Annotated in this window: 20 protein-coding genes; 1 reads left to right on the forward strand and 19 read right to left on the reverse strand. The window is 35.9% G+C overall.

What is annotated here, in order from left to right; all coding sequences use genetic code 11:
• Positions 1 to 235: 235 nt before the first annotated feature.
• The 9 genes from hfq to mutS form a co-directional block, all read right to left on the reverse strand.
• Complete coding sequence (gene hfq, locus HMPREF3031_RS06565; protein ID WP_244968292.1) at positions 236 to 448, reverse strand: RNA chaperone Hfq; 213 nt, start codon at positions 446 to 448, stop codon at positions 236 to 238.
• Positions 441 to 1406, reverse strand: coding sequence for a tRNA (adenosine(37)-N6)-dimethylallyltransferase MiaA (gene miaA, locus HMPREF3031_RS06570; RefSeq protein WP_002480757.1), 966 nt, complete (start codon positions 1404 to 1406; stop codon positions 441 to 443). The genes hfq and miaA overlap by 8 nt, the downstream gene beginning before the upstream one ends.
• A 1-nt stretch (position 1407) precedes the next feature.
• Positions 1408 to 2343 (reverse strand): alpha/beta hydrolase, encoded by a 936-nt coding sequence (locus tag HMPREF3031_RS06575; RefSeq protein WP_002480756.1) that lies wholly within the window; start codon positions 2341 to 2343, stop codon positions 1408 to 1410.
• Between the two features lie 199 nt (positions 2344 to 2542).
• The gene (locus HMPREF3031_RS06580) at positions 2543 to 4210 is read right to left on the reverse strand and encodes a glycerol-3-phosphate dehydrogenase/oxidase (RefSeq protein ID WP_002480755.1); all 1668 of its coding nucleotides are present in this window, start codon (positions 4208 to 4210) and stop codon (positions 2543 to 2545) included.
• 190 nt (positions 4211 to 4400) lie between these two features.
• A complete protein-coding gene (gene glpK / locus HMPREF3031_RS06585; RefSeq protein WP_002480754.1) occupies positions 4401 to 5900 on the reverse strand; it encodes a glycerol kinase GlpK in 1500 nt (499 codons plus the stop codon).
• An 85-nt stretch (positions 5901 to 5985) separates the two neighbouring features.
• On the reverse strand, positions 5986 to 6801 hold the full coding sequence (locus HMPREF3031_RS06590) for an MIP/aquaporin family protein (protein ID WP_002480753.1): 816 nt from the start codon (positions 6799 to 6801) through the stop codon (positions 5986 to 5988).
• A gap of 165 nt (positions 6802 to 6966) precedes the next feature.
• Entirely contained in the window at positions 6967 to 7500 is a 534-nt protein-coding gene (locus HMPREF3031_RS06595) for a glycerol-3-phosphate responsive antiterminator (RefSeq protein WP_002480752.1), read from the reverse strand.
• Positions 7501 to 7513: 13 nt separating this feature from the next.
• The gene (gene mutL, locus HMPREF3031_RS06600; RefSeq protein WP_002480751.1) at positions 7514 to 9463 is read right to left on the reverse strand and encodes a DNA mismatch repair endonuclease MutL; all 1950 of its coding nucleotides are present in this window, start codon (positions 9461 to 9463) and stop codon (positions 7514 to 7516) included.
• Between the two features lie 12 nt (positions 9464 to 9475).
• The gene (mutS, locus tag HMPREF3031_RS06605; RefSeq protein WP_037556462.1) at positions 9476 to 12079 is read right to left on the reverse strand and encodes a DNA mismatch repair protein MutS; all 2604 of its coding nucleotides are present in this window, start codon (positions 12077 to 12079) and stop codon (positions 9476 to 9478) included.
• A gap of 276 nt (positions 12080 to 12355) precedes the next feature.
• On the opposite strand from mutS, the gene HMPREF3031_RS06610 reads away from it, so the two are divergent.
• Positions 12356 to 13303, forward strand: coding sequence for a glycerophosphodiester phosphodiesterase (locus HMPREF3031_RS06610; RefSeq protein ID WP_070724774.1), 948 nt, complete (start codon positions 12356 to 12358; stop codon positions 13301 to 13303).
• Positions 13304 to 13458: 155 nt separating this feature from the next.
• Here the strand turns inward: HMPREF3031_RS06610 and thiW are convergent, their stop codons facing one another.
• The 10 genes from thiW to HMPREF3031_RS06660 all read right to left on the reverse strand — a co-directional run bounded on the left by thiW (position 13459) and on the right by HMPREF3031_RS06660 (position 22721).
• Positions 13459 to 13956: an energy coupling factor transporter S component ThiW gene (thiW, locus tag HMPREF3031_RS06615; RefSeq protein WP_002480748.1), complete on the reverse strand. Its 498-nt coding sequence runs from the start codon at positions 13954 to 13956 to the stop codon at positions 13459 to 13461.
• 33 nt (positions 13957 to 13989) lie between these two features.
• Complete coding sequence (locus HMPREF3031_RS06620) at positions 13990 to 14346, reverse strand: YlbF/YmcA family competence regulator (protein ID WP_002480747.1); 357 nt, start codon at positions 14344 to 14346, stop codon at positions 13990 to 13992.
• Positions 14346 to 15887: a tRNA (N6-isopentenyl adenosine(37)-C2)-methylthiotransferase MiaB gene (gene miaB, locus HMPREF3031_RS06625; protein ID WP_002480746.1), complete on the reverse strand. Its 1542-nt coding sequence runs from the start codon at positions 15885 to 15887 to the stop codon at positions 14346 to 14348. Before miaB ends, HMPREF3031_RS06620 begins: the two co-directional genes overlap by 1 nt.
• A gap of 122 nt (positions 15888 to 16009) precedes the next feature.
• Positions 16010 to 16909, reverse strand: a complete 900-nt coding sequence (gene opp4C / locus HMPREF3031_RS06630) for an oligopeptide ABC transporter permease (protein WP_002480745.1) — start codon at positions 16907 to 16909, stop codon at positions 16010 to 16012.
• A 12-nt stretch (positions 16910 to 16921) separates the two neighbouring features.
• Positions 16922 to 17890 (reverse strand): oligopeptide ABC transporter permease, encoded by a 969-nt coding sequence (opp4B, locus tag HMPREF3031_RS06635; RefSeq protein WP_002480744.1) that lies wholly within the window; start codon positions 17888 to 17890, stop codon positions 16922 to 16924.
• Positions 17887 to 18873 (reverse strand): ABC transporter ATP-binding protein, encoded by a 987-nt coding sequence (locus HMPREF3031_RS06640; RefSeq protein ID WP_002480743.1) that lies wholly within the window; start codon positions 18871 to 18873, stop codon positions 17887 to 17889. Before HMPREF3031_RS06640 ends, opp4B begins: the two co-directional genes overlap by 4 nt.
• Positions 18874 to 18885: 12 nt before the next feature.
• A complete protein-coding gene (locus HMPREF3031_RS06645) occupies positions 18886 to 19866 on the reverse strand; it encodes an ABC transporter ATP-binding protein (RefSeq protein WP_002480742.1) in 981 nt (326 codons plus the stop codon).
• A 64-nt stretch (positions 19867 to 19930) separates the two neighbouring features.
• Positions 19931 to 21652, reverse strand: a complete 1722-nt coding sequence (opp4A, locus tag HMPREF3031_RS06650) for an oligopeptide ABC transporter substrate-binding protein (protein WP_060803526.1) — start codon at positions 21650 to 21652, stop codon at positions 19931 to 19933.
• Between the two features lie 171 nt (positions 21653 to 21823).
• Positions 21824 to 22114 (reverse strand): thiamine-binding protein, encoded by a 291-nt coding sequence (locus HMPREF3031_RS06655; RefSeq protein WP_002480740.1) that lies wholly within the window; start codon positions 22112 to 22114, stop codon positions 21824 to 21826.
• An 88-nt stretch (positions 22115 to 22202) separates the two neighbouring features.
• Complete coding sequence (locus HMPREF3031_RS06660) at positions 22203 to 22721, reverse strand: type II toxin-antitoxin system YoeB family toxin (protein WP_002480739.1); 519 nt, start codon at positions 22719 to 22721, stop codon at positions 22203 to 22205.
• Between the last annotated feature and the right edge of the window lie 28 nt (positions 22722 to 22749).

A 22749-nucleotide genomic window follows, 5' to 3' on the forward strand; every position in this document is an offset into this window, starting at 1 on the left:
GCTCACCAGTCCTATTTGACAGAGAGCCAAAAAAGCAACGACTATGCACTAAGTTATATCACTTAATACCAGACGCTGCTCTTCGTGTTTTTACCTATACCAATTAATTAAATAAATAAATTTGTACTAAAACTCAGTTCAACATGATTCATCTATTGTGAGATTATATGCAATCTAACCGTTACATGATGTTTTTTCCTGATGATTGGGTTTTAGAATTAAACAAACGAACAAATTACTCAACCACTGATGGTTCTTGTGTGAATGTGCTGATCGCATGTTTGTAAATTAAATGATTTTTGCCTTGTGAGAATAAGTTCACAACGGTGTCATCGAATTCTACAATTGTTCCTTTCATTTGGAAACCGTTTAATAAGAAAACAGTTAACTCCTCTTTGCTGTCTTTAAAACCTTGTAGAAAATTCTCTTGGATGCTTTTATCATTCATGATTGCATTCTCTCCTTTTTTTATTTATGTGGGCAGTAATGTCATCTAGAATCAATGGAAGTGGCTGTTGCTCTCTATCAAACCATTGCACATTCATTTTATTTTTGAACCAAGTCATTTGACGTTTTGCGTAATTTCTTGAGTGTTGTTTTAACTTGTCAACTGCTTGTTCAATCGAAATGTCTTGATCAATAGCAGGAATCAACTCTTTATATCCTATTGCTTGCATGCTCTGACAATTTGTAAAACCCTGTCTCAGCAGTTGCTCTACTTCATTAATTAAACCCGCTTTCATCATATGATCAACACGATTGTTTATTCGTTGATACATAGTTTCACGCGACGTTTCTACCCCTATTAATAATGTATCATAATTTTCTGTATATTGTTGAACTTTTTTGCGATTACTTAATTTTTTTTTCGTTTTTAAGTAATATTCAACCGCTCTCAACACTCTTTTACGGTTATTCGGGTGAATATCCGCTGCAGACTCCGCATCAAAGCTTGCGAGATATTGATGTAACGCTTCATTAGACAAGCTTTCTAATTCCTCCAGCTTTTCACGTACAGCACGTGCTGTTTCTTCAGAAACTTCTTCTTTATCAAATGGATAGTTATAAATTAATGATTGAATATAAAGACCCGTACCTCCAGCGATAATTGGAACTTTACCGCGCGCTGTGATGTCTTTAATTAATGCTTCAGCACGAACTTTGAAGTCATATGCTGAAAATGATTCATCTGGATTTAAAATATCAATAAGATAATGAGGGATATTTTGCATCTCTTCAGGCGTAGCTTTAGCTGTCCCAATGTCCATGCCTTTATAAACCTGCATTGAATCACCGCTGATAATTTCACCATCAACTTTTTTCGCAATTTCAATGCTTAATTCAGTTTTCCCTACCGCTGTTGGTCCTACAATGACAACGAGTAAGGGCTTTATATTGTTGCTCATATTAATCCCCCTGCTTATATTTGTTAAGGATATTTTTCTTAATCCAGTCATACATGTTATTCCATGTTTGATGATAGTCTTCTTCAAACAGAATTTCATGTCGCTTATTACGATAAAGTTGTACCGTAATGTGTTTTACACCATTTTTCTTCATTGCCACACCCAGTCTGCGAATACCTTTGCCATAGTCTCCAAATGCATCATCTTTACCAGAAATTAATAAGACTGGTAAATCTGCATTCATCTTTTTGATTTCTTTTGGTGTGCTGGTTTTCATCATTTCATTCAGCGTTTCATAAATAATCTGATTTGAGACTAAGAATCCGCAATACTGATCAGAACAATATCTATCAACTTCCTCTCTTTGTGTTGATAACCAATCATTCTCAGTTTGCACGTTTTGAATTCCTCGATTGAATGGTCTGAAAGCTAGACGGTTGACCCATCTGAGTCTTCTGCGTTTGCCAAATACAATCGTGATTATTTTCATTAACGATGCCAAAATTTTCCCTTTTAATTTTGGGAACAATCCTGTACCTGTCAAAATCAAACCTTGCGACATATCAGGATACATTTCAACATATTTACGTGCAATAATCGATCCCATTGAATGGCCGAGCACAATATAAGGCAGTTCATCTCTTTCTGGATATAACGTTTGCGCAATTTCATAAGCATCCGCCGCAACATTTTCAATACTGTCATAATGCCCTCTTGTGCTTTCGTCTATATCCTTACCATGACCTCGATGATTGTGACGAATCACATCATAGCCTTGTTGGTTGAGCGATTCGACAAATGTATCATAACGTCCCATATGTTCAGCCATACCATGAAAAATATGTACAATACCAATTCGTGTTTTATTCGCTTTATCTAATTTAACTTCAATATTTGTACCATCTTCAACTGTTACCTTAAATGTGTTAGGACACATTGACTACACTCCCGTCTAACTTTTTATTATTCTAAGATGCCTTCACTAGATGTCTTACCCTTCTATTATAAAACAGACCCCAAATTCTTGAAATAGGCTTTCATTTACCTAAATAGTAAAAAAACTGCACTCTTTAATAATAGGACAACAAAAATGAGCTGGAACTTCGTCCCAACTCATTTTGATACTCTATTTTGCTTTATTCAGCAGGTTGATTATTCGCAGTTCTTGCTTCATTAATCGCTTCTTCTAATTCTTCTGTATACAATGAACGTTGAATTTCATCATAGTTTAATAGTTGTGCTAATACATCTACAACCGCTTCTTTATATTTCAAGACATCTTCAATATCGAAGTACAACATACCTGTTCTACGGATTAAGAAATCTGTTGGTTTATAAACCATTTCATTTTGAATACCATATACCAATTCAGCATAGATTTCTAATGGCAATCCTGAGTTTTGATATTGTGCCGTATGCGCAATTTTATAGATTTCATCTGCGTTTGAACCATAACGTTGTGCAATATCTTTAGCAGTTTTTGCGTCAATTTGATATTTCTTAGCTTCAGCTACTTTTTCTTCTACAAAGTGATCGAAATTCGCACTGCCGCCGACATCTCCGCCTGATATTGTCAGATGTTTTGTTTCGCATGGACCGAATTTCTTACCGAAGTCTTGTTGTAAACGTTTTGCTAATAAGTCCACAATGCCTTTTGCCATATGACGATAACCTGTTAATTTACCGCCCGCAATTGTTAATAGGCCAGATTTACCTTCCCAGATTTCATCTTTACGTGAAATTTCAGATGGGTCTTTACCTTCTTCTAAAATCAATGGTCTGATACCTGCCCAAGATGATTCGATATCTTTATCTGTTATATCTAATCCTGGGAACATATAGTTCACTGCATCGACTAGGTAATCACGGTCTTCTTGTGTTGGTAGTGGTGACGCTTTGTCATTGTTATAGAATGTGTCAGTTGTGCCGATATACGCTTTACCTTCACGAGGAATCGCAAAAATCATTCTGCCATCTGATTTTGTATCGAAATAAACCGCTTGTTGTAATGGGAATTTAGATTGATCGATAACAATATGCACACCTTTAGTTAAGCGTAATTGTTTATTGTTTCTAGAATAATCAGCGCCTCTGACTTCATCTACCCATGGGCCACTGGCATTAATGACTTTTTTAGCGTGAATGGTATAAGCTTCATCCGTCAACATGTCAGTCACTTGAATGCCATTCACTTTTTCGTTGTCATTGTATGTGAAATTCATTGATTTCGTATAGTTAAGAATATCTGCACCTTTTTCCGCTGCACGTTTCATGACTTCAATTGTTAAACGTGCATCATCTGTACGATATTCTACATAGTAACCGCCGCCTTTTAGGCCTTTCTTTTTAACTAATGGTTCTTTTTCTAATGTTTCTTTTTTGTTCAACATTTTCTTGCGTTCTGATTTTTTAACCCCTGCTAAACGGTCATACATCGCTAAACCGATAGAAGTTGTAAATTTACCGAATGTACCGCCTTTATGCATCGGTAACAACATCCATTCCGGTGTTGTTACATGCGGACCATTTTCATAAACAATCGCACGTTCACGTCCAGTTTCTGCTACAACCCCGACTTGAAATTGTTTTAAGTAGCGTAAACCGCCATGAACTAATTTAGTAGAACGAGAACTTGTTCCTTGCGCAAAGTCTTGCATTTCTACTAATGCCACTTTCATACCGCGGTCTGCCGCATCTAACGCAATGCCGGCACCTGTAATACCGCCGCCGATGATAACGACATCATAGTCTTCCTCTTTCAATCTTCCTTTAATTACATCTCTGTTTAATGTTGATAAACTCATTGAACAACGCCTCCTAAAATATTCTGTTATGAATGCATGAGACAAGTCGAGATGCGAATTTAACGCAAAATAAATTAAAAAATGAGAGACCTATCCCATACATTAAAAATGGTGTGAACAGTTCTCTCATTCTCGAGTCATAGATATTAACTTGTCTTTAGTATAACATAGTTAGAAATCAGTCGTCTAATTAGTCGTCCAGCTTGAAGACTTGTGTTGCTTCTACAGCTTTTTTCCAACCTTTATATAATTTTTCTCTTTCTTTTTCATCCATTTCAGGTTCGAAAGCTTGATCTAATTTCCAACGGTTCGCAATTTCTGCTTTACTATCCCAGAAACCTACCGCAAGTCCTGCAAGATAAGCAGCACCTAACGCAGTCGTTTCATTGATTTCAGGACGTTCTACTGTAATGTTTTGAATATCTGCTTGGAACTGCATTAAGAAGTTGTTCTTAACAGCACCACCATCTACACGGATATTCTTCACTTCAATACCTGAGTCTTGAATCATCGCTTCAACCACATCACGTGTTTGGTAACAAATAGATTCTAACGTTGCTCTGATAAAGTGTTCTTTCTCAGTCGCACGTGTAATACCAAATACTGCACCACGCGCATTCGCATCCCAATATGGTGTACCGAGTCCAACAAATGCAGGCACCACATAAACGCCATCACTTGATTCAATACGGTTCGCATAGTTTTCAGATTCAGGTGCTGAGTTAATCATACGTAAACCATCTCGCAACCATTGAATAGCTGAGCCAGAGACGAAAATAGAACCTTCTAATGCATAATTCACTTCGCCATCTAAGCCGAATGCGATTGTTGTTAATAAACCGTTATCAGATTGAATCGCTTCTTTACCAGTGTTCATTAACATGAATCCACCTGTACCGTACGTGTTTTTCACTTCACCACGTTCGAAGCATGCTTGTCCGAATAAGGCTGCTTGCTGATCCCCTGCGATTCCCGCAATCGGTACTTCTTGTCCGAAGAAATGATAATCTTTTGTTTTCGCATAAATCTCACTTGATTCATGAACTTCCGGCAACATTTGTTTTGGAATGTCTAGAATTTCTAATAATTCATCATCCCATTTTAAGTCATGGATATTGTAAATTAATGTACGGCTGGCATTCGTATAATCCGTCACATGCGCAGCGCCCCCTGATAATTTCCAGACAATCCATGAATCTACTGTACCGAATAATAAATCGCCGTTTTCAGCTTTTTCTCTTGCGCCTTCCACATTGTCTAAAATCCATTTGATTTTAGTACCAGAGAAATATGGATCAAGAACTAAACCTGTTTTCTCACGGAAGGTATCTTCATAACCTTGATCACGTAATGATTGTACAATATCTTGTGTTTGACGAGATTGCCACACAATCGCATTATAAATCGGACGACCAGTATGTTTATCCCAAATGATAGTTGTTTCCCTTTGGTTTGTAATACCGATACCGCTGATTTGATGCGGATAAATATTATCGTCATTCAACACTGTCGCAATGACAGACAACACGGATGTCCAAATTTCATTCGCATCATGTTCCACCCAACCTAAATGTGGGAAATGTTGTGTGAATTCACGTTGTGCTGTTGAGACAATTTCTCCTTCTTTATTGAATAATATTGCACGTGTACTTGTAGTACCTTGGTCTATTGACATAATATATCTTTCCATAGTAAGCCACTCCTTAACCCTGATTTTAACATGTTATTAATGTTTTAACTGTTCCCCGAATTATCTAAGCCTGTAAACACTTTGATTAGTAAATCGTACCAATGTCTTTCTTATCGATTTTATTTAACACAACACCTAAAATTAAAGTTGCTGCAGTTAATAAAATCGCCACAACAGATAATGCATCAAATGTTTCTTTATAAGCTGCACGGTAAATACAAGCACCTAACATACCGCCTGCAATTGGACCTAGCACAGGCACAATCGCATAAGACCAATTTGAATTACCTTTACCTGCAATCGGTAATAATGCGTGTGCAATACGCGGACCTAAATCACGCGCTGGATTAATCGCATAACCTGTCGGGCCACCTAAACTTAAACCAATTGCCACAATCAAACCACCGACAATAATCGGATTTAAGCCTTCAGTGAACTTATTAATACCAATAAATAATAAGCCTAATGTTAATGCTGCTGTACCGATAATTTCACTGAAAAAGTTAGCATAGTAATTTTTGATACCTGGTGCTGTACAAAACACTGCTAATTTTGCACCTTGATCTTCAGTCACTTTCCAGTGCGGTAAATACATTAACCAAACTAAAAAGCCTCCGACAATACCGCCGAGCATTTGACAGATGATATAACCTGGCACTTTGTACCATTCAATACCGCCATCCATCGCAAAAGCAACTGTCACAGCTGGATTTAAATGTGCACCTGAAAAAGTTCCGACTGCATAAACACCTAGTGTTACCGCAAGCCCCCAACCAAGCGAAATATTAATCCAATCACTGCCTAAACCTTTTGATTTTGCTAAGTTCAAATTGGCAACCACGCCGCCCCCAAATAAAATCAGAATGGCTGTCCCTAGAAATTCCGCAAAATATGGACTCATCTTAATTCACTCCTTAAAAAAGACAAAAAGACTCCTACATAATTGAATACAATGTAGAAGTCTCCTATCTCTATCAATATTTATATTAACTTATTAACAGAATATCTTTTTATGAAAGCGTTGTCAATAATTATTCACAATTTCACAAAATTACGTTCCAAAAATTTACCATAATGTTTTATTGCTCGTTGTAACATATTCCGCACCACTTGTTACGGCTTCTTGTACTTCTTCTTCTAAATCAATCAGCCCGCCAGCAATCACAGGTGTCTTTGTTTCATCATAAATTTTCTGTATTACCTTGCTTGCAACTCCAGGTAATACTTCCACAAAATCCGGCTTTACTTGTTGGATTAAGGCAATACTACGTTTAAGCGCATGACTATCAATAATAAAGACACGTAAAATTGTCGTTACTTTTAATGTCTTTGCTTTTTTAATCACTTTAGGTTTCGTCGACACAATACCTTTCGGCTTGAATTTTTGAATCAAATATTCACAACCGAACTCATCGTGCGCAATACCCCTTGTTAAATCCACATGAATATACATTTCCATGCTGTGTTGTTTCAATAAATCGGTAATACTTTGTAAATGACCGATATGCGCATCCAATAACACGCAAGTAGGATAATCCGTTTTCACCAATTTTTCTAAATCGCGCATTTCACGGATTGCAGGTAAAATGTGTGGTTTCAAGCTCATATCTCCTTTACTGGATACGTTTGAATAAACGCTCCATTTCATAATTTGAAAAACTGATGATAATCGGACGACCATGCGGACAAGTAAATGGGTCTTCCATTTCTCTCAACTGATCAATTAAGTCCGCCATTTCATGATTTCGTAAATAATGATTGGCTTTAATAGATTTTTTACAGCTCATCATGATGGCCGCTTCTTCTCTAATCTTCTTAATCTCTACTTTTTTATGTTCTAACACATACTCTACCATATCTTGAATAATCTCTTCTGCCTCTGCTTTAGGGAACCAGACAGGATAACTATTCACGATATAGTCATGCGCACCGAACGGTTCTAAATGTACCCCTACTTTATCTAATTCATCCTTGAACTCATCAATAATCATTTGTTCATCTTTTGAAAAATGGAACGTTAACGGTATTAATAAATTCTGAACTTCATTCGTTACTTCTCCAATTTTCTCACGGAAATACTCATATTTAATGCGTTCTTGTGCTGCATGCTGGTCAATCATAAACATGCCAGTCTCATTTTGCGCAATAATATATGTTCCGTGAACTTGGCCAACTACTTCCATATATGGCACACGGTGTTTAGGTTGCGCGTTTTGTGTTTCACGAACATCTGGTGTTGGTTGTGCGCCATACGCTGCTTCTTCTGGTGTATGTGTTGTAGCTTCATTTTCATTTAATAATGCATCGTCATTATCAGATTGATTATCTTTTTCTTCTAAATCAGACAACATTGCTTTTTGCATCTCTTGATACGCTTGATAATCTGAAGTTGATGTATTCTTTTCAGAGACCTGTTCATTGGGAACTTCTGGCTCTGATTCAGTAGTAGGCAAATCATTCGAAGTTTGAGTAGATTGTTGCTGGTTTCTTTTTTCAAAATCTAATTTCTGTTGTTCAAATGATTCCAACACTTTGTTCTTTTTATACAATTTATTTTCATCATTGTGTGGAATTAAGATTTTATCTTTAAACGCATCTCTAATTTTTTCCACAATTAAATCATATAACTGTTCTTCTTTAGAAAGTCTGACTTCTAATTTTGTAGGATGCACATTAACATCTACTAAAATTGGATCCATTTCAATATTGATATAACAAATAGGATAACGGCCGATTGTCAGCAACGTATGATACCCTTCTAAAATGGCTTTATTTAAAATGAAATTCTTAATATAACGTCCATTGATAAAAATAGAAATATAGTGACGGTTACTACGTGAATGTTCTGGTTTAGCGACATAACCTTCTAGGTGGTAATCACTCGTATCACCTGTAATATGTACTAAATCTTTAGCCACTTTCATACCGTATATTTCTGCCATCACTTCATTCGTACGTCCAGAACCATTTGTTTTAATCAGCACTTTACCATCTGAAACTAAAGTGAAACGCACATCTGGATGACTCATGGCCATACGGTTGACGATATCTGTAATCTTGCCTAATTCTGTATACAAGCTCTTCACATATTTCAAACGTGCTGGCGTATTATAAAACAAGGATTCTACTAAAATATCTGTCCCTTGTTTCGCTTTCGCCGGCTTTTGGTTTAAAATTGCGCCATCTTCTGCATAAATTTCATGACCGTTTTGTCCGTCTGTACATGTTTTTAATGTCACTTTTGCTACAGAAGAAATACTGGCCAAGGCTTCACCACGAAAGCCTAATGTTCTTATATGGAATAAGTCGTTATCTTCACTTAACTTACTCGTCGCATGACGATGAAAGACTAACTTCAAGTCATCTTCCTCTATACCTGTTCCATTATCTACAACACGAATAGATTCAATGCCAGACTGTTTAACTTCTATATTAATTTCACTTGCTTGTGCATCAAGGGCATTTTCGAGTAATTCTTTGACGACTGATCCAGGACGTTCTACGACTTCACCCGCCGCAATTTTATTAGCGAGTGAAGTTTGTAATTCTTTAATTTTGCCCATGATTCGTCACCTCTATTTTAATTGATTTTGTAATTCGTTTAATTTAATCAATGCTTCAAGCGGTGTCATATTAGAAATATTAAGTTGTTTCAATTCCGCTTCTATCGCACTTTCTTTCGGCGCACTATCAAATAAGTCAAAGGTACCTTGGAAGAACTCTGCTTCATTTCCTTTAGACTGTTTTGTTTCTTCTGTGCTTTCAGCCACCTGCATTTCTGATGTTTCATTCGTCGGAATATGCGGCTGTGGTTTATCTTTTGCTTCAAAGGCATCTAAAATCACTTGTGCACGGTCAATCACTTCATCAGGTAAGTCTGCTAATTTCGCAACTTGAATACCATAACTGTCATCTACTGCACCCTCTTTGACTTTATGCAGGAAGATCAATTCGCCTTGATATTCATTTGCTGCGACATGTACATTTTTAAGACATGCTAACGATTGATCTAATGTTGTCAGCTCATGGTAGTGAGTAGAGAATAAAGTCTTCGCATGAGACGTTTGTGCTACATATTCAATCATGGCTTGAGCGAGTGCTAAACCATCAAATGTAGAAGTACCACGACCGATTTCATCGAAGATAATCAAGCTGTCTTCAGTCGCATAAGTTAAAGCTTTTTGTGCTTCTAACATTTCTACCATGAACGTACTTTTACCTGAAACTAAATCATCCGCTGCACCGATACGCGTAAAGATTTGATCAAAAATCGGTAAAACTGCTTCACCACATGGAACATATGCCCCCATTTGCGCCATAATACTAATAATCGCAATTTGACGCATGTATGTTGATTTACCTGACATATTCGGTCCAGTAATTAAGTAAATAAATTGTTCATCATCTAAGTAACAATCATTAGGTACATAATCATTATAATCCATCACACGTTCTACCACTGGATGGCGTGAATCGACTAAGTTCAATGTTTTATCTTCACTGAACTCAGGTCTGACGTAGTTATATTTTTGCGCGATTTCCGCAAAACTTTGAAGACAGTCAATTTCTGAAATTAATTTTGCTTGTTTTTGAAGACGTTCAGTATAAGTTTTAACTGCTTCTCTCAATTTCACAAATAATTGATACTCTAATTCAACCGCTTTATCTTCTGCGCCTAAAATCAAATCTTCTTTTTCTTTTAATTCGTCAGTAATAAAACGTTCCGCATTCGATAAAGTTTGTTTACGTGTATAGCCATAATCAGCAGGTTCAAAGTCTTTTAGATTCGCACGCGTAATTTCGATAAAGTAACCGAATACTTTGTTGAAGCTGATTTTTAATGAGCGAATGCCAGTGCGCTCTCGTTCTTTTGCTTGAAGTTGCGCAAGCCATTGTTTCCCATTAATTGACGCTTCTAAATATTCATCAAGCTGTTCATTGAAGCCTTGTTTAAATAAACCACCATCTTTTACAGAAATCGGAGGTTCTTCCACGATACTTTGTTCTAATAAATCGAGTAAATCATCTAAAGGCTCTAACTGTCTGAATTGTTCTGGCAGCTGTTGGTCAAATTCATCGAGTAAAGCTTTGATATTCGGAATTTCAGATATTGAGTGCTTCAATTGGATTAAATCACGTGCATTGACGTTACCATAACTGACACGTCCTACAAGGCGTTCAATATCATAGACTTGGTTTAAGTATTTACGGAGAGTATCACGTTCGATGAAGCGGTCTATCAATTGAGACACTGCATCTAAACGTTCATTAATAGCTTGTTTATAAATTAATGGACGATCTATCCATTGTTTTAAACGACGTGCACCCATCGGTGTTTTCGTTTCATCCATCAACCATAATAAAGTACCTTTTTTAGACTTCAAACGGATACTTTCTGTTAACTCTAAATTACGTTTCGCATAATAATCCATTTTCATAAAGTCTACTGCTTCGTACACTTTGACATCTTCAATATGATCTAAGTTTCGTTTTTGTGTGTGATGAATATAATCTAATAAGACTTGTACAGCACGATGCATCAAGTCATCTTCTACTTGATTCACTGGATAGTCTTGATTCGTGATATCATCTACAACAGTCAACGTTTCAGTCGCAAGCGACATTTGTTGTTTTAAGTTTTCTTCTACTGTTTCTGCTGTCACAATTTCATTTGGATTAATCGTTGTGATTTCATTCAGCAACATACTTTCATCTTTAAAGTGTGTAACTTTTAATTCACCAGTAGAAACATCGCAATAACTTAACGCAATGTCACCATTTTCTCTGACGAAGCTTAAAATATAGTTGTTTTGTTTCTCATCAACACCGCCCTGGTTCATAATCGTACCAGGTGTAACGACGCGGATGACTTCACGGCGTACCATGCCTTTTGTAACCTTCGGATCTTCCATTTGTTCACAAATGGCCACTTTATAGCCGTTATTAATTAAAGTTTCGATATAGCTTTCTGCTGAATGATACGGCACCCCGCACATGGGTATCGGATTTTCTTTTTTCGCATCACGCTTCGTCAACGTGATTTCTAACACTTTCGATGCGACTTTAGCATCTTCATAAAACATTTCATAAAAATCGCCTAGTCTGAAAAACAGTAAGCAGTCTTGATATTGTGATTTAATTTTTAAATATTGCTGCATCATCGGCGTTACATTTGTCATGATTTTCAATCATTCCTTCTAATTTTAGGTTTAATCATTATAAGTGATTGTATAGGAAATTCATATTCTTTTCACTTGTCTTAACTCATCTATTTTAACAAATTATGTTCTCACAAACGAGTATCGTCTTTACACTGTAATTTTAATCTAATTTTAAAAATAATAATAAATCATAAAACCATAGTTAACTTTTATAAACTTATAGTAAATATGTGCAATTCCCCTTAAATCTTAAGCTATCATGAAAATATCTTAAACAAAGGAGCATGAATACATATGAAAATTAAATCAACTATTTTTTCTACTCTCATGATTTCTACTGCACTTCTCGCAACTTCCCAAGCTTCTTATGCGAGCACCGACACTATCGGTCCAGCTTCAAATGCGCATAACCAATCTACAAAAAATATGTCTAATCATCCGCATAACATCTTAAATCAAAATGTTTCAATTGCACATCGTGGCGCGAGTGGTTATGCACCTGAACATACTTTCTTCGCATATGACAAAGCGAAACATGAACTTAACGCAGACTATATTGAATTAGATTTACAGATGACTAAAGACGGCAATCTTATCGCGATGCATGATGAAACGGTAGATCGTACAACTGGTGGAAAATTCCATAGTCCCGTCAAAAATTATACGACAGAACAACTGAAACAAATGGATGTCGGTACTTGGTTTAACGTTGAAAATCCACAATATGCGAAACCTGAATATGAAGGCGCAAAAATTCCGACGCTTGACGAGATTTTAAATCGTTATGGTCAAGATACTAATTATTATATCGAGACAAAGTCACCAGATGTGTATCCAGGTATGGAAGAAAAATTACTTCAAACACTGAATCAACATGGCTTATTAACTCCTGCAAAACTAAAAAACGGACAAGTTGTGATTCAAAGCTTCTCACAAGAAAGCTTACTGAAGATGCAACGCTTAAATAGCCATATTCCGCTTATTCAACTAACAGATATTGGTCAATTATCCGCTTATACTGATCAACAACTAGACTTTATTTCATCTTATGCACAAGGTGTCGGCCCTGAGTATCATGATGCGACACCACAAAATGTCGACAAAGCACATCGTCACGACTTACTTGTTCATCCATATACAGTAAATACACAACCAGAGATGCAAGCATTGCTGAATGCAGGTGTAGATGGTGCATTTTCAAATTATATCGATCAGTATATTCAGTTACGTGATCAAAAATAGTACTAATTGACCACATATAGTTATTTCATGTATGAGATTCTAACAGTTTACTAGTATTTTCTTTCTATGACTAAAACAATATTTAGTTATAAAAACCACAAGATATAACAATGACCCCATTCACTTCATTTAAGAAACAAATGGGGTCTTATTTATTAATCTTTAGGCAACCAACGAGAGAGTTTACCTTTTTTAAATAATATCATTAATACAACATAGCTGATAAAAGCACCGACAGCACTTGAAGTAATAAAGGCTGCCATTAAAGGTTTAATCGCAAAATGTTGTAAACCGAGTACGAATGCTAATGGAATACACATAAAACTTCCGATTAATCCTGTACCGATGACTTCACCGATAGCTGCCATAAATAAATGTTTACGGTAGCGGTAAAGTGCACTTGCCAACAATACACCAATCATACTGCCAGGAAACGCAAAAGCAGATCCTGTGCCGAACATCATTCTAATTACAGAAGATAGAAAGGCTTGTGCCAATCCAAACCACGGTCCTACAAATACAGCACATAGCACATTAATCATATGCTGAATCGGTGCTGCTTTAATCGGTCCAATAGGGATAACAATCAAACTGCTTAAAACCACATTAATGGCGATAAACATTGAAGTCAGTGTAAGCTTTCTTACATTCACAATAAAAAACGCCCTTTCACTTATAATTTAAAGTTACTGCTTGTGGTGCGCTGCATTTAACTGATCAGCCATCGTATTAATCATCATCTGCAATAAATCATTCGCATCTGCTTGGGCATCACGAAACTCTGTCACAATCGGCAACGCATTGATTTTTTGTTGAATCTCCGCAATCTCTGCTTCACTACGCTTGAAAGCTTCCATTTTGCCGTAGTTCTGCAAATTGACTGATTGCTTTTGTCGTTGTTTCAAATCAGCCATCCACGCATCGATATGATGATTACGATGTATTTGTTGTTCAACTTTTTGATATTCTTTAACGGTTTCTAAAGCTTTTATTTGATCACTGAGTGCTTGTGCCTTAGCGATAATCTCTGCTTTATCGTACATTATGCTTCAACCGCTTCAGCTTCCACAATATTTAAGAATGTACCGTTTAAAGAATATTGTTTCGCTTCATCAATTTTCACTTTCACTAATTGACCAATTGCTTCTTTAGGTCCTCTGAAATTGACAAGTTTATTTTTCTCAGTATAACCTGCTAAAACATTTTCATCTTTTTTACTGCTGCCTTCACATAATACAGTGACCACTTCACCTTCGTATGCTTTTAAGGCACGTTCTGAATAATAACCGACTTTTTTATTCAATCGTTGTAAACGTTCTTTCTTCACTTCAGTTGCCACGTTATCTTTCATACGTGCTGCTGGTGTACCATCACGTTGTGAATAAAGGTACGTATACGCATGTTCGAATTCAACTTCATCATATAGTGATAAAGTCTCTTCAAATTGTTCTTCAGTTTCATTTGGATAACCGACAATGATATCTGTCGTTAACGCAACATCTGGAATTGCTGCTTTGATACGATTTACTAAATCTAAATAACTTTCACGTGTATATTTGCGTCCCATAATTTTAAGTACGGCATCATTACCAGATTGTACCGGTAAATGAATATGTGGAACAATATTGCCGCCTTTGGCAATAACTTCAATCATGTGGTCTGTGAAGTCCCATGGATGACTTGTTGTGAAGCGAACACGTGGGATATCAATTTTAGCGATATCTTCAAATAAATCGCCTAAACCATATTCAATATCTTGTAAGTCCTTACCATATGAGTTAACATTTTGTCCTAATAATGTAATCTCTTTATAACCTTGACGTGCTAAATCACGGACTTCTTCAATAATGTCTTCTGGTCTACGGCTACGTTCTTTACCGCGTGTAAACGGAACAATACAATATGTACAGAACTTATCACAACCGTACATAATATTGACCCAAGCTTTGAAATAATCATCACGTACTTTAGGCAAGTTTTCAATAACATCGCCTTCTTTTGACCATACATCAATGACCATTGCTTTAGATAAATAAGCTTCTTCTAAAATTTCAGGCAACTTATGAATATTATGCGTACCGAAAATCATGTCCACATTTTGGAATGATTTTAAGATTTTATTTACTACTGATTCTTCTTGTGACATACAACCGCAAACACCGATTAAACAATCTGGACGATCACGTTTTAAATGTTTTAAATTACCGATTTCACTGAACACTTTATTCTCCGCATTCTCACGGATTGCACAAGTATTCAGTAAAATAACATCCGCTTTCAACATGTCGTCTGCTAACGTATAACCAAGTGCCTCAAAAATACCTGCCATTACTTCTGTGTCATGTGCGTTCATTTGACAACCGTATGTTTTAATAAAGAACGTACGGCCTTTACCCATATCTTTAAACTTTTCATCTATTTGGAAATCACGATTATATTTTACTTCTTCTTTACCGCGTTTTTTGGCTTCTTTTAAACTAGGAGGTTGATACACTGTTTCGAAGTACTGACTATAATCTTTTTCTTTTTTATTTCGTTGAGCAATGACGTCTAAAGAACCTGCTTTTCTTTGTTCTTCATTCACTTCGCAAAATCCTTTCTATATCCCCGATTTATCATTATTACATTATATATGGTTTATCATAAAAGTGCAAAATGATTCTTGTTCTCATAAGAAAAAGCCGGTCAATGTGACCGACTCTTTGATTAGTGTTTAGATTTAGGGTTCAAAGCATCTTTTAATCCTTCACCCACGAAGTTGATACATAAAATTGTAATCGTAATAATCATCGCTGGTGGCATCCAAATCCATGGTTTACTGCTTAATACATCCGCTTCTTGCGCATCCGATAACATATTCCCCCATGTCGGTGTTGTTTTCGCAATACCGAAACCAAGGAAACTCAAACCTGCTTCTGCCACGATTTGTACCGCAAATAATAATGTTGCTTGTACAATGATGACACTTAAAATATTTGGAAGTAAGTGTTTTAACATAATTTTATAAACAGGTGTTCCAATTGAAACAGCCGCTAAGAAATATTCATTTTCTTTTTCCTGCATGACTTTACCACGTGTTAATCTGGCAATCCCAACCCATGATAAAGTAATGATTACGGCAGCTAAAATAAACGCTGAGCCATATGGATTTTTGATTTTGTCACTGAATGTCGCATTTAATACGATTGCGAATGGAATGAATGGGAACAACATAACAAACTCAGTAAAACGCATTAAAATGGTATCTACTTTGCCGCCATAGTAACCTGAAATCATTCCGACAATCAAACCGATGATTAAAATTCCGGCAGTTGTCACAATCCCAAAGACCATAGAGACACGACCAGAATAAAGCAGACGACTTAAAATATCACGTCCACCGGCATCTGTGCCTAACCAGTGTTCTGGTGACATATCCCCTTTAATATAAACCAAATTTTGTAAGTTTGGATCGTACGGCGCAAGCAGTGGAGATAACATTGAAATCACAAATATCGCAATTAATGTAATCAGCGCTGTCATTGCTAATTTATTATGTGTGAAGTGAATCATGGCTGTTCTCAGCGGTGAATAACTTTCATGTTTCTTTTTTGATTTTTTAGACATGTTTTCTCCTCCTTAGTTGCTCTTAATTCTAGGGTCTACAATACTGTATGTGATGTCGGATATTAAGTTCGCTAATAGTCCTAAAAATGCAAAGAATAAAAGTAATGCCATCATTAATGGATAGTCTTTACCGCTGATTGCTTCAATTAATAATTTACCGATACCAGGATAAGAGAAAATCGTTTCAGTAATTACAGCCCCGCCGAAGATAGATAACACATCTCCACCGAAGAATGTCACAATCGGAATGACTGAGTTTCTTAAAATATGTTTGTTGTAAATTTTGTTTTCTGAAATACCATTTGAACGTGCTGTTCTGACATAGTCTTTACGTGAATTTTCGATAATATCATTTCTTAAGAATTGTACGTAACCTGCTGTCGACATAATACCTAGAATTAATGCAGGCAATAAGGCATGATAAATTTTACTCATATAGTACGGGAATGTACCTTCTTCCAAACCAATCGTCACTGAGCCTTGGAATGGGAACCAGTTTAATTGGAAAGCAAATAAATAAATTGCGAACACACCCGCTACAAATGATGGTAACGCGAGTAAGAAATAGTTCGCGATTTGTATAGAATAATCTAAAGGTGAGTACGGTTTCCGTCCTGAAACAATACCAAGCGGAAACGCTAAAATATAAGTAAATATCAAACTTAATGTACCTAGTGTAATTGTGTTTGGCATTCTTTCTTTAATTAAATCTAAAACTGGACGTTTGAATCGTACAGATTCACCTAAATCACCTTGAGCGATTTTTTCAGCCCATTTCATATATTGCACATGAATCGGCTGGTCATAGCCTAATTTTTTTCTTTGCTGTTCAATATATTTAGATGCTGAACTATCAGTTGACGTTACAGATCCTGTAAAAGCATCACCCGGCTGCATTTTCGCAATACCGAAGATAACGATTGAAATTAAGAATAATAACGGAATCATCAATAATAAGCGACGAACAATTAACTGAATCATTTTTCCACCTCTTCCTCAATCAATAAGCATGCTGCGAAATGATTTTGACTGACTTCTTTATACTTTGGCTTAGTTGTTTTACACGCTTCTTGAGCAATCGGACAACGGGTATGGAATGGGCACCCTGTCGGTGGATTGGCAGGAGAAGGTAAATCACCTGTTAATAAAATACGTTCTTTTCTTTTTTCTGGATCAATTTCAGGAATAGCTGAAATCAAAGCTTGTGTGTACGGATGTTTAGGATTGTTATAAATTTCATCTGACGGACCTTGTTCTACAATGTGTCCGAGATACATAACTCCAATGTAATCACTCACATGCTTTACGACACTTAAGTCATGGGCGATGAATAAATAGCTGAGATTAAACTCTTCTTGCAAATCATCTAATAAGTTCAAAACTTGAGATTGTACAGAAACATCTAACGCACTGACAGGTTCATCTAAAATGATGAGTTTTGGTTTCAAAGCGAGTGCACGTGCAATACCGACCCTTTGTCTTTGACCTCCTGAAAATTCATGTGCATATTTATAATAGTCTTCTGTGTTTAGTCCTACTTTGACAAGCAGTGCTTTGACTTCTTTTTCGAGTTCTTCTTTAGATATTTTATGATAGTTTTTAATCGGTTCAGCGACGATATCGCCGACCATTTGAAGCGGGTTTAATGATGCATAAGGATCTTGAAAGACCATTTGAAAACCTTGTCTCGCTTCTCTCAACTTTCTACCTTGAATCTTTGTGATATCCTCGCCATCGAATAAAACAGTACCATCTGTCGGTGTCTGTAATCTTAAAATGATGCGTCCTGCTGACGATTTACCACAGCCTGATTCACCAACAAGCCCCATTGTTTCTCCTTCATTAATTTTAAAACTGATACCGTCTACTGCTTTAACTTGACCGATTGTTCTACGAAAAAACCCACCTTTAATTGGATAATATTGCTTAAGATTGTTTACTTCTAAGATTGTCTTTTTATCCATATCGTTCCTCCATTATTGCTCGTCATATAAATGACAAGCGACTTTATGTTTTGCGTCAATCGATTTTAAAGCGACGTTTTCAGTTTTACAGATATTCATAACATGCGGACATCTATTTGCGAATTTACATCCTACTTTCGGCATATTTACAAGTGAAGGGACACTACCTTCAATGACTTCTAATTTTTCAACATCACTGTCTAATTTAGGTATCGATCTGATTAAAGCTTGTGTATAAGGGTGTTTCGGAGATTTGAAAATTTCATTTGTCGTGCCAGTTTCAATAATATTACCGGCATACATTACGGCAACGCGGTCACAGAGTTCTGAGATAACAGCTAAGTCATGCGAAATGAAGATGATAGACATATTCGTTTCTTTTCTGATTTTACGTAACAACTCTAAAATTTGGGCTTGTACTGTAACGTCTAAGGCAGTGGTAGGCTCATCAGCGATTAACAAATCAGGACTACAAGAAATAGCTAATGCGATCATGACACGCTGTCTCATCCCCCCTGATAATTGATGCGGATAGTTATCAATGACTTCTGCGGCACGCGGAATACCTACTTGGTTCAGCAAATCAATCGCTTTGGCTCTCGCTTCTGATTTATTCAATTTCAAATGCAGCATGATTTTTTCAGTAAGCTGATTACCAATTGTAAATACTGGATTTAAAGCTGTCATCGGTTCTTGGAAAATCATTGAGAGTTCTTTACCTCTTAGTTGGTTATAGTCATTCTCACTGATGTTGTCGACACGCTTACCTTTAAAGACGATTTCTCCTTCTTCAATCTTGGCAATTTTTTCTGGTAATAACTGCATCACAGATAAACTTAATACAGATTTACCTGATCCTGATTCACCTACGATCCCAAGAATCTCCCCTTCTTCAACTGACAAATTAATATCATTAACTGCAGAATGCCATTCTTTCTTTATGTAAAAGCTGGTTTTTAATTGTGTTATTTCTAAAATATTCCTCGATGTCAATTTCAACACTCCCTTTTTTTGCTTAGAAAAAGCCTCGAAAATAATCGAGGCTTTTCATGCAAAATTATTTTTCTACAGTCCATTCATTTGCAGGGTTAGAACCTTTGAATGAAACTTCAAAGTTTTTAACTTTATTGCTAACTAAAGTAATATCTTCAAGTTCTACAAGAGGGATAACTGGAACATCTTTATTCCAAAGTTTTTGCCATTTCAAGTAGATATCTTTACGTTTTTCTTTGTCGTTTCCTACAACATCAAAATCAGTAGCTTCTGCTAATAATTTATCTGATTCTGGGTTGTTGTAACGTGATTCATTCCATAATGCATTTGATTTATATAAACCTGATGGATCTGGGTCAGCCCCTTGTTGCCATCCTCTGACATAAACTTCAACGTTACCGTCTGATTTTTCTAAATCTGCATTATATTTACTGAATTCAACCATGCTGACTTTAGTTTTCAAGCCAACTTTTTCCCAATAACCTTTAAGTGCTGCAGTTCTTGGTTCAAATGTTGGGTTTGTACCTGCATAGTGTTTCAAGCTGATTTCGAATTTTTTACCTTTAGGGTCTTCTCTGAAACCATCGCCGTCTCTATCTTTATATCCTGCTTCATCTAATAATTTTTTCGCTTTTTTAACATTGTAGCTATAGTCTTCTAAGCCTTTATTACCTTGAGATACCCAGTGACTTGTTGGAATTAATGAGTTCGTTGGTTTAGCGTAACCATACATGAATGCTTTAATCCATTCATCTTTATTGATCGCATAATCCATTGCTTTTCTTAAACGTACATCTTGGTATTTAGGAAGTGGTTCTCCGACTTTCATTGCTTTTTTATCATATTTGTTTAATACAAATCCGATAATCATGTATTGTGTTGATGGTGCTGTTAATACTTTAATGTTGTCTGCTTTAGAGTCTTTAACTTGTTTTGCCATTGGTGGTGTACCTTGACCTACCATGTCGATGTCGCCGTTTTGAAGAGCTTTAACCATCGCGTTTTGGTCTACAACTTTGTAGTTGATTTTGTCGAGCTTTGGTTCACCTTTCCAGTAATCTTTGTTTTTCTCTAATTGTACTGATTCGCCATCTACGATTTTTTTAACTTTGAATGCTCCATAACCGATTGGATGTTTACGAACAGCGTCTGATTTTGCCATATCTTTAACTGGAATATCTTTAAAGATTTTTTCACTCAATAAGTCGCCAGCATAAATTTTCAATAAGTTATTAACTTTTTTCTCTTTGAATGTGATTTCTACATTGTAGTCATCAATCTTTTTGATACCTGAAATTGTATCCGCTTGACCTTCTTTTTTCGCTTGTGCCCCTTCGATACAATCTACGTTGTCATAACGTGGACCATCGTAGTCAGGATTTGCTAATGTTTCTAATGTGAAAATCCAGTCATTGATTGTTAATGGATTACCATCTTGCCATTTCACACCTTTTTTCAATGTGAATTTATATTTCTTAGCAGGTTCGATTTCTTTCCATGACACTAAGTTTGGTTCTAATTGTAAATGATCATCCATTTTGAATAATCCATCACTGAATAATCCGATAACACCTGAATCAGTAACTGATGATGCAAAAATACCAGAGAAGTTACCTTCTGGTGGTGCACCTGTACCAATATTTAATGTACCGCCTTTTTTGTCACTCTTGCCCGTACTGCTTGAACCCTTAGTATTATCAGAATCCGACTTTTTGCTGCCGCATGCTGATAGTACTAATAACAGTGATAGTAAAACTATCGCTAACTTAAACCATCGTTTCTTCATATAATTCCTCCTCTTGCTGTTATCTCTATGCCGCTTATATGAAATTATTATATTAATATTCAGACTATTGTGTCAATGACGCTTCTATTTTTTATTATTTTTATAATTAGGTTGTTTGATAAAACAAAAAAGCACTCCTGTAATTAGGAATGCTTTAGCAAATAATATTTATTAATCATATTTTGCGGTCAAATCTTCCATTGTAATACCAGTCGGTACATAATAGAACTTCACTTGACTGATGACACTTGGTACTTCTAGTTCGACCATTCTGTCATTAATATTTTGAATTAAAATCAAACACTCGCTCATTGTGCCTTGAACGGTTGTTTCTAATGGCGATACTCTAAATTTTAATCCAGATTGTTCAATAATAGAAATCGCTTCATCAACATATGGAATAACGTCTTCACCATTGGGGGTTTTAGGTAATACTTGAATACTCATCAATGTATCTTGCATCTTTCAAACCTCTTTTCACTATTTCATTAACTTTACTGTATCAAAATTTATATTTTCTATCGAATATTCTATCTTAGTTTTATGGAAATCATACAGTGTGGTAATAACAGCTGATAATAATGAGGCGATGATCAATTTCTTTATAGACTAGGCGGTGGATTTCATCAAGTTTCAAAACTTTAAAACCACCTTCACTGATTCGTCTAACATATAGAGGCACAGGATGATTATCTTCATCAAAAGGAATTTCACCTTTAATTTGTCTGATTGCTCGATTAAAATGTTTGATTAATTCTCCATTTAAACTTTTGAAATGGGTATGATCATTATTTGCTGTTTCCGTAAAATCGATTAATAAATGATCGTCTACTAACACTTTTACGAGATGTCCATTGATATAATCTCTAATACAGTGTGCTAAATGTTTTCGATTGGCTTCGTTTTTTAATAAATAAATGCGTGCATCATACCCTTGTGGTGTTTCATTTTCAATTATATGTTCATTTGAAGGATCTACTTGCTGTCCTTCTAAGTAATTATGTGCAATTTTATTTAATAAGTGCTCTTGTGTCATAGGAGTTTCATTTCCGTTTATCTCTTTCTTCATTTTGTACACCTCTTAAATGCGACTTATT

Origin of the sequence: Staphylococcus sp. HMSC072B07 (assembly GCF_001815505.1) — a bacterium.
GTDB lineage: Bacteria > Bacillota > Bacilli > Staphylococcales > Staphylococcaceae > Staphylococcus > Staphylococcus simulans.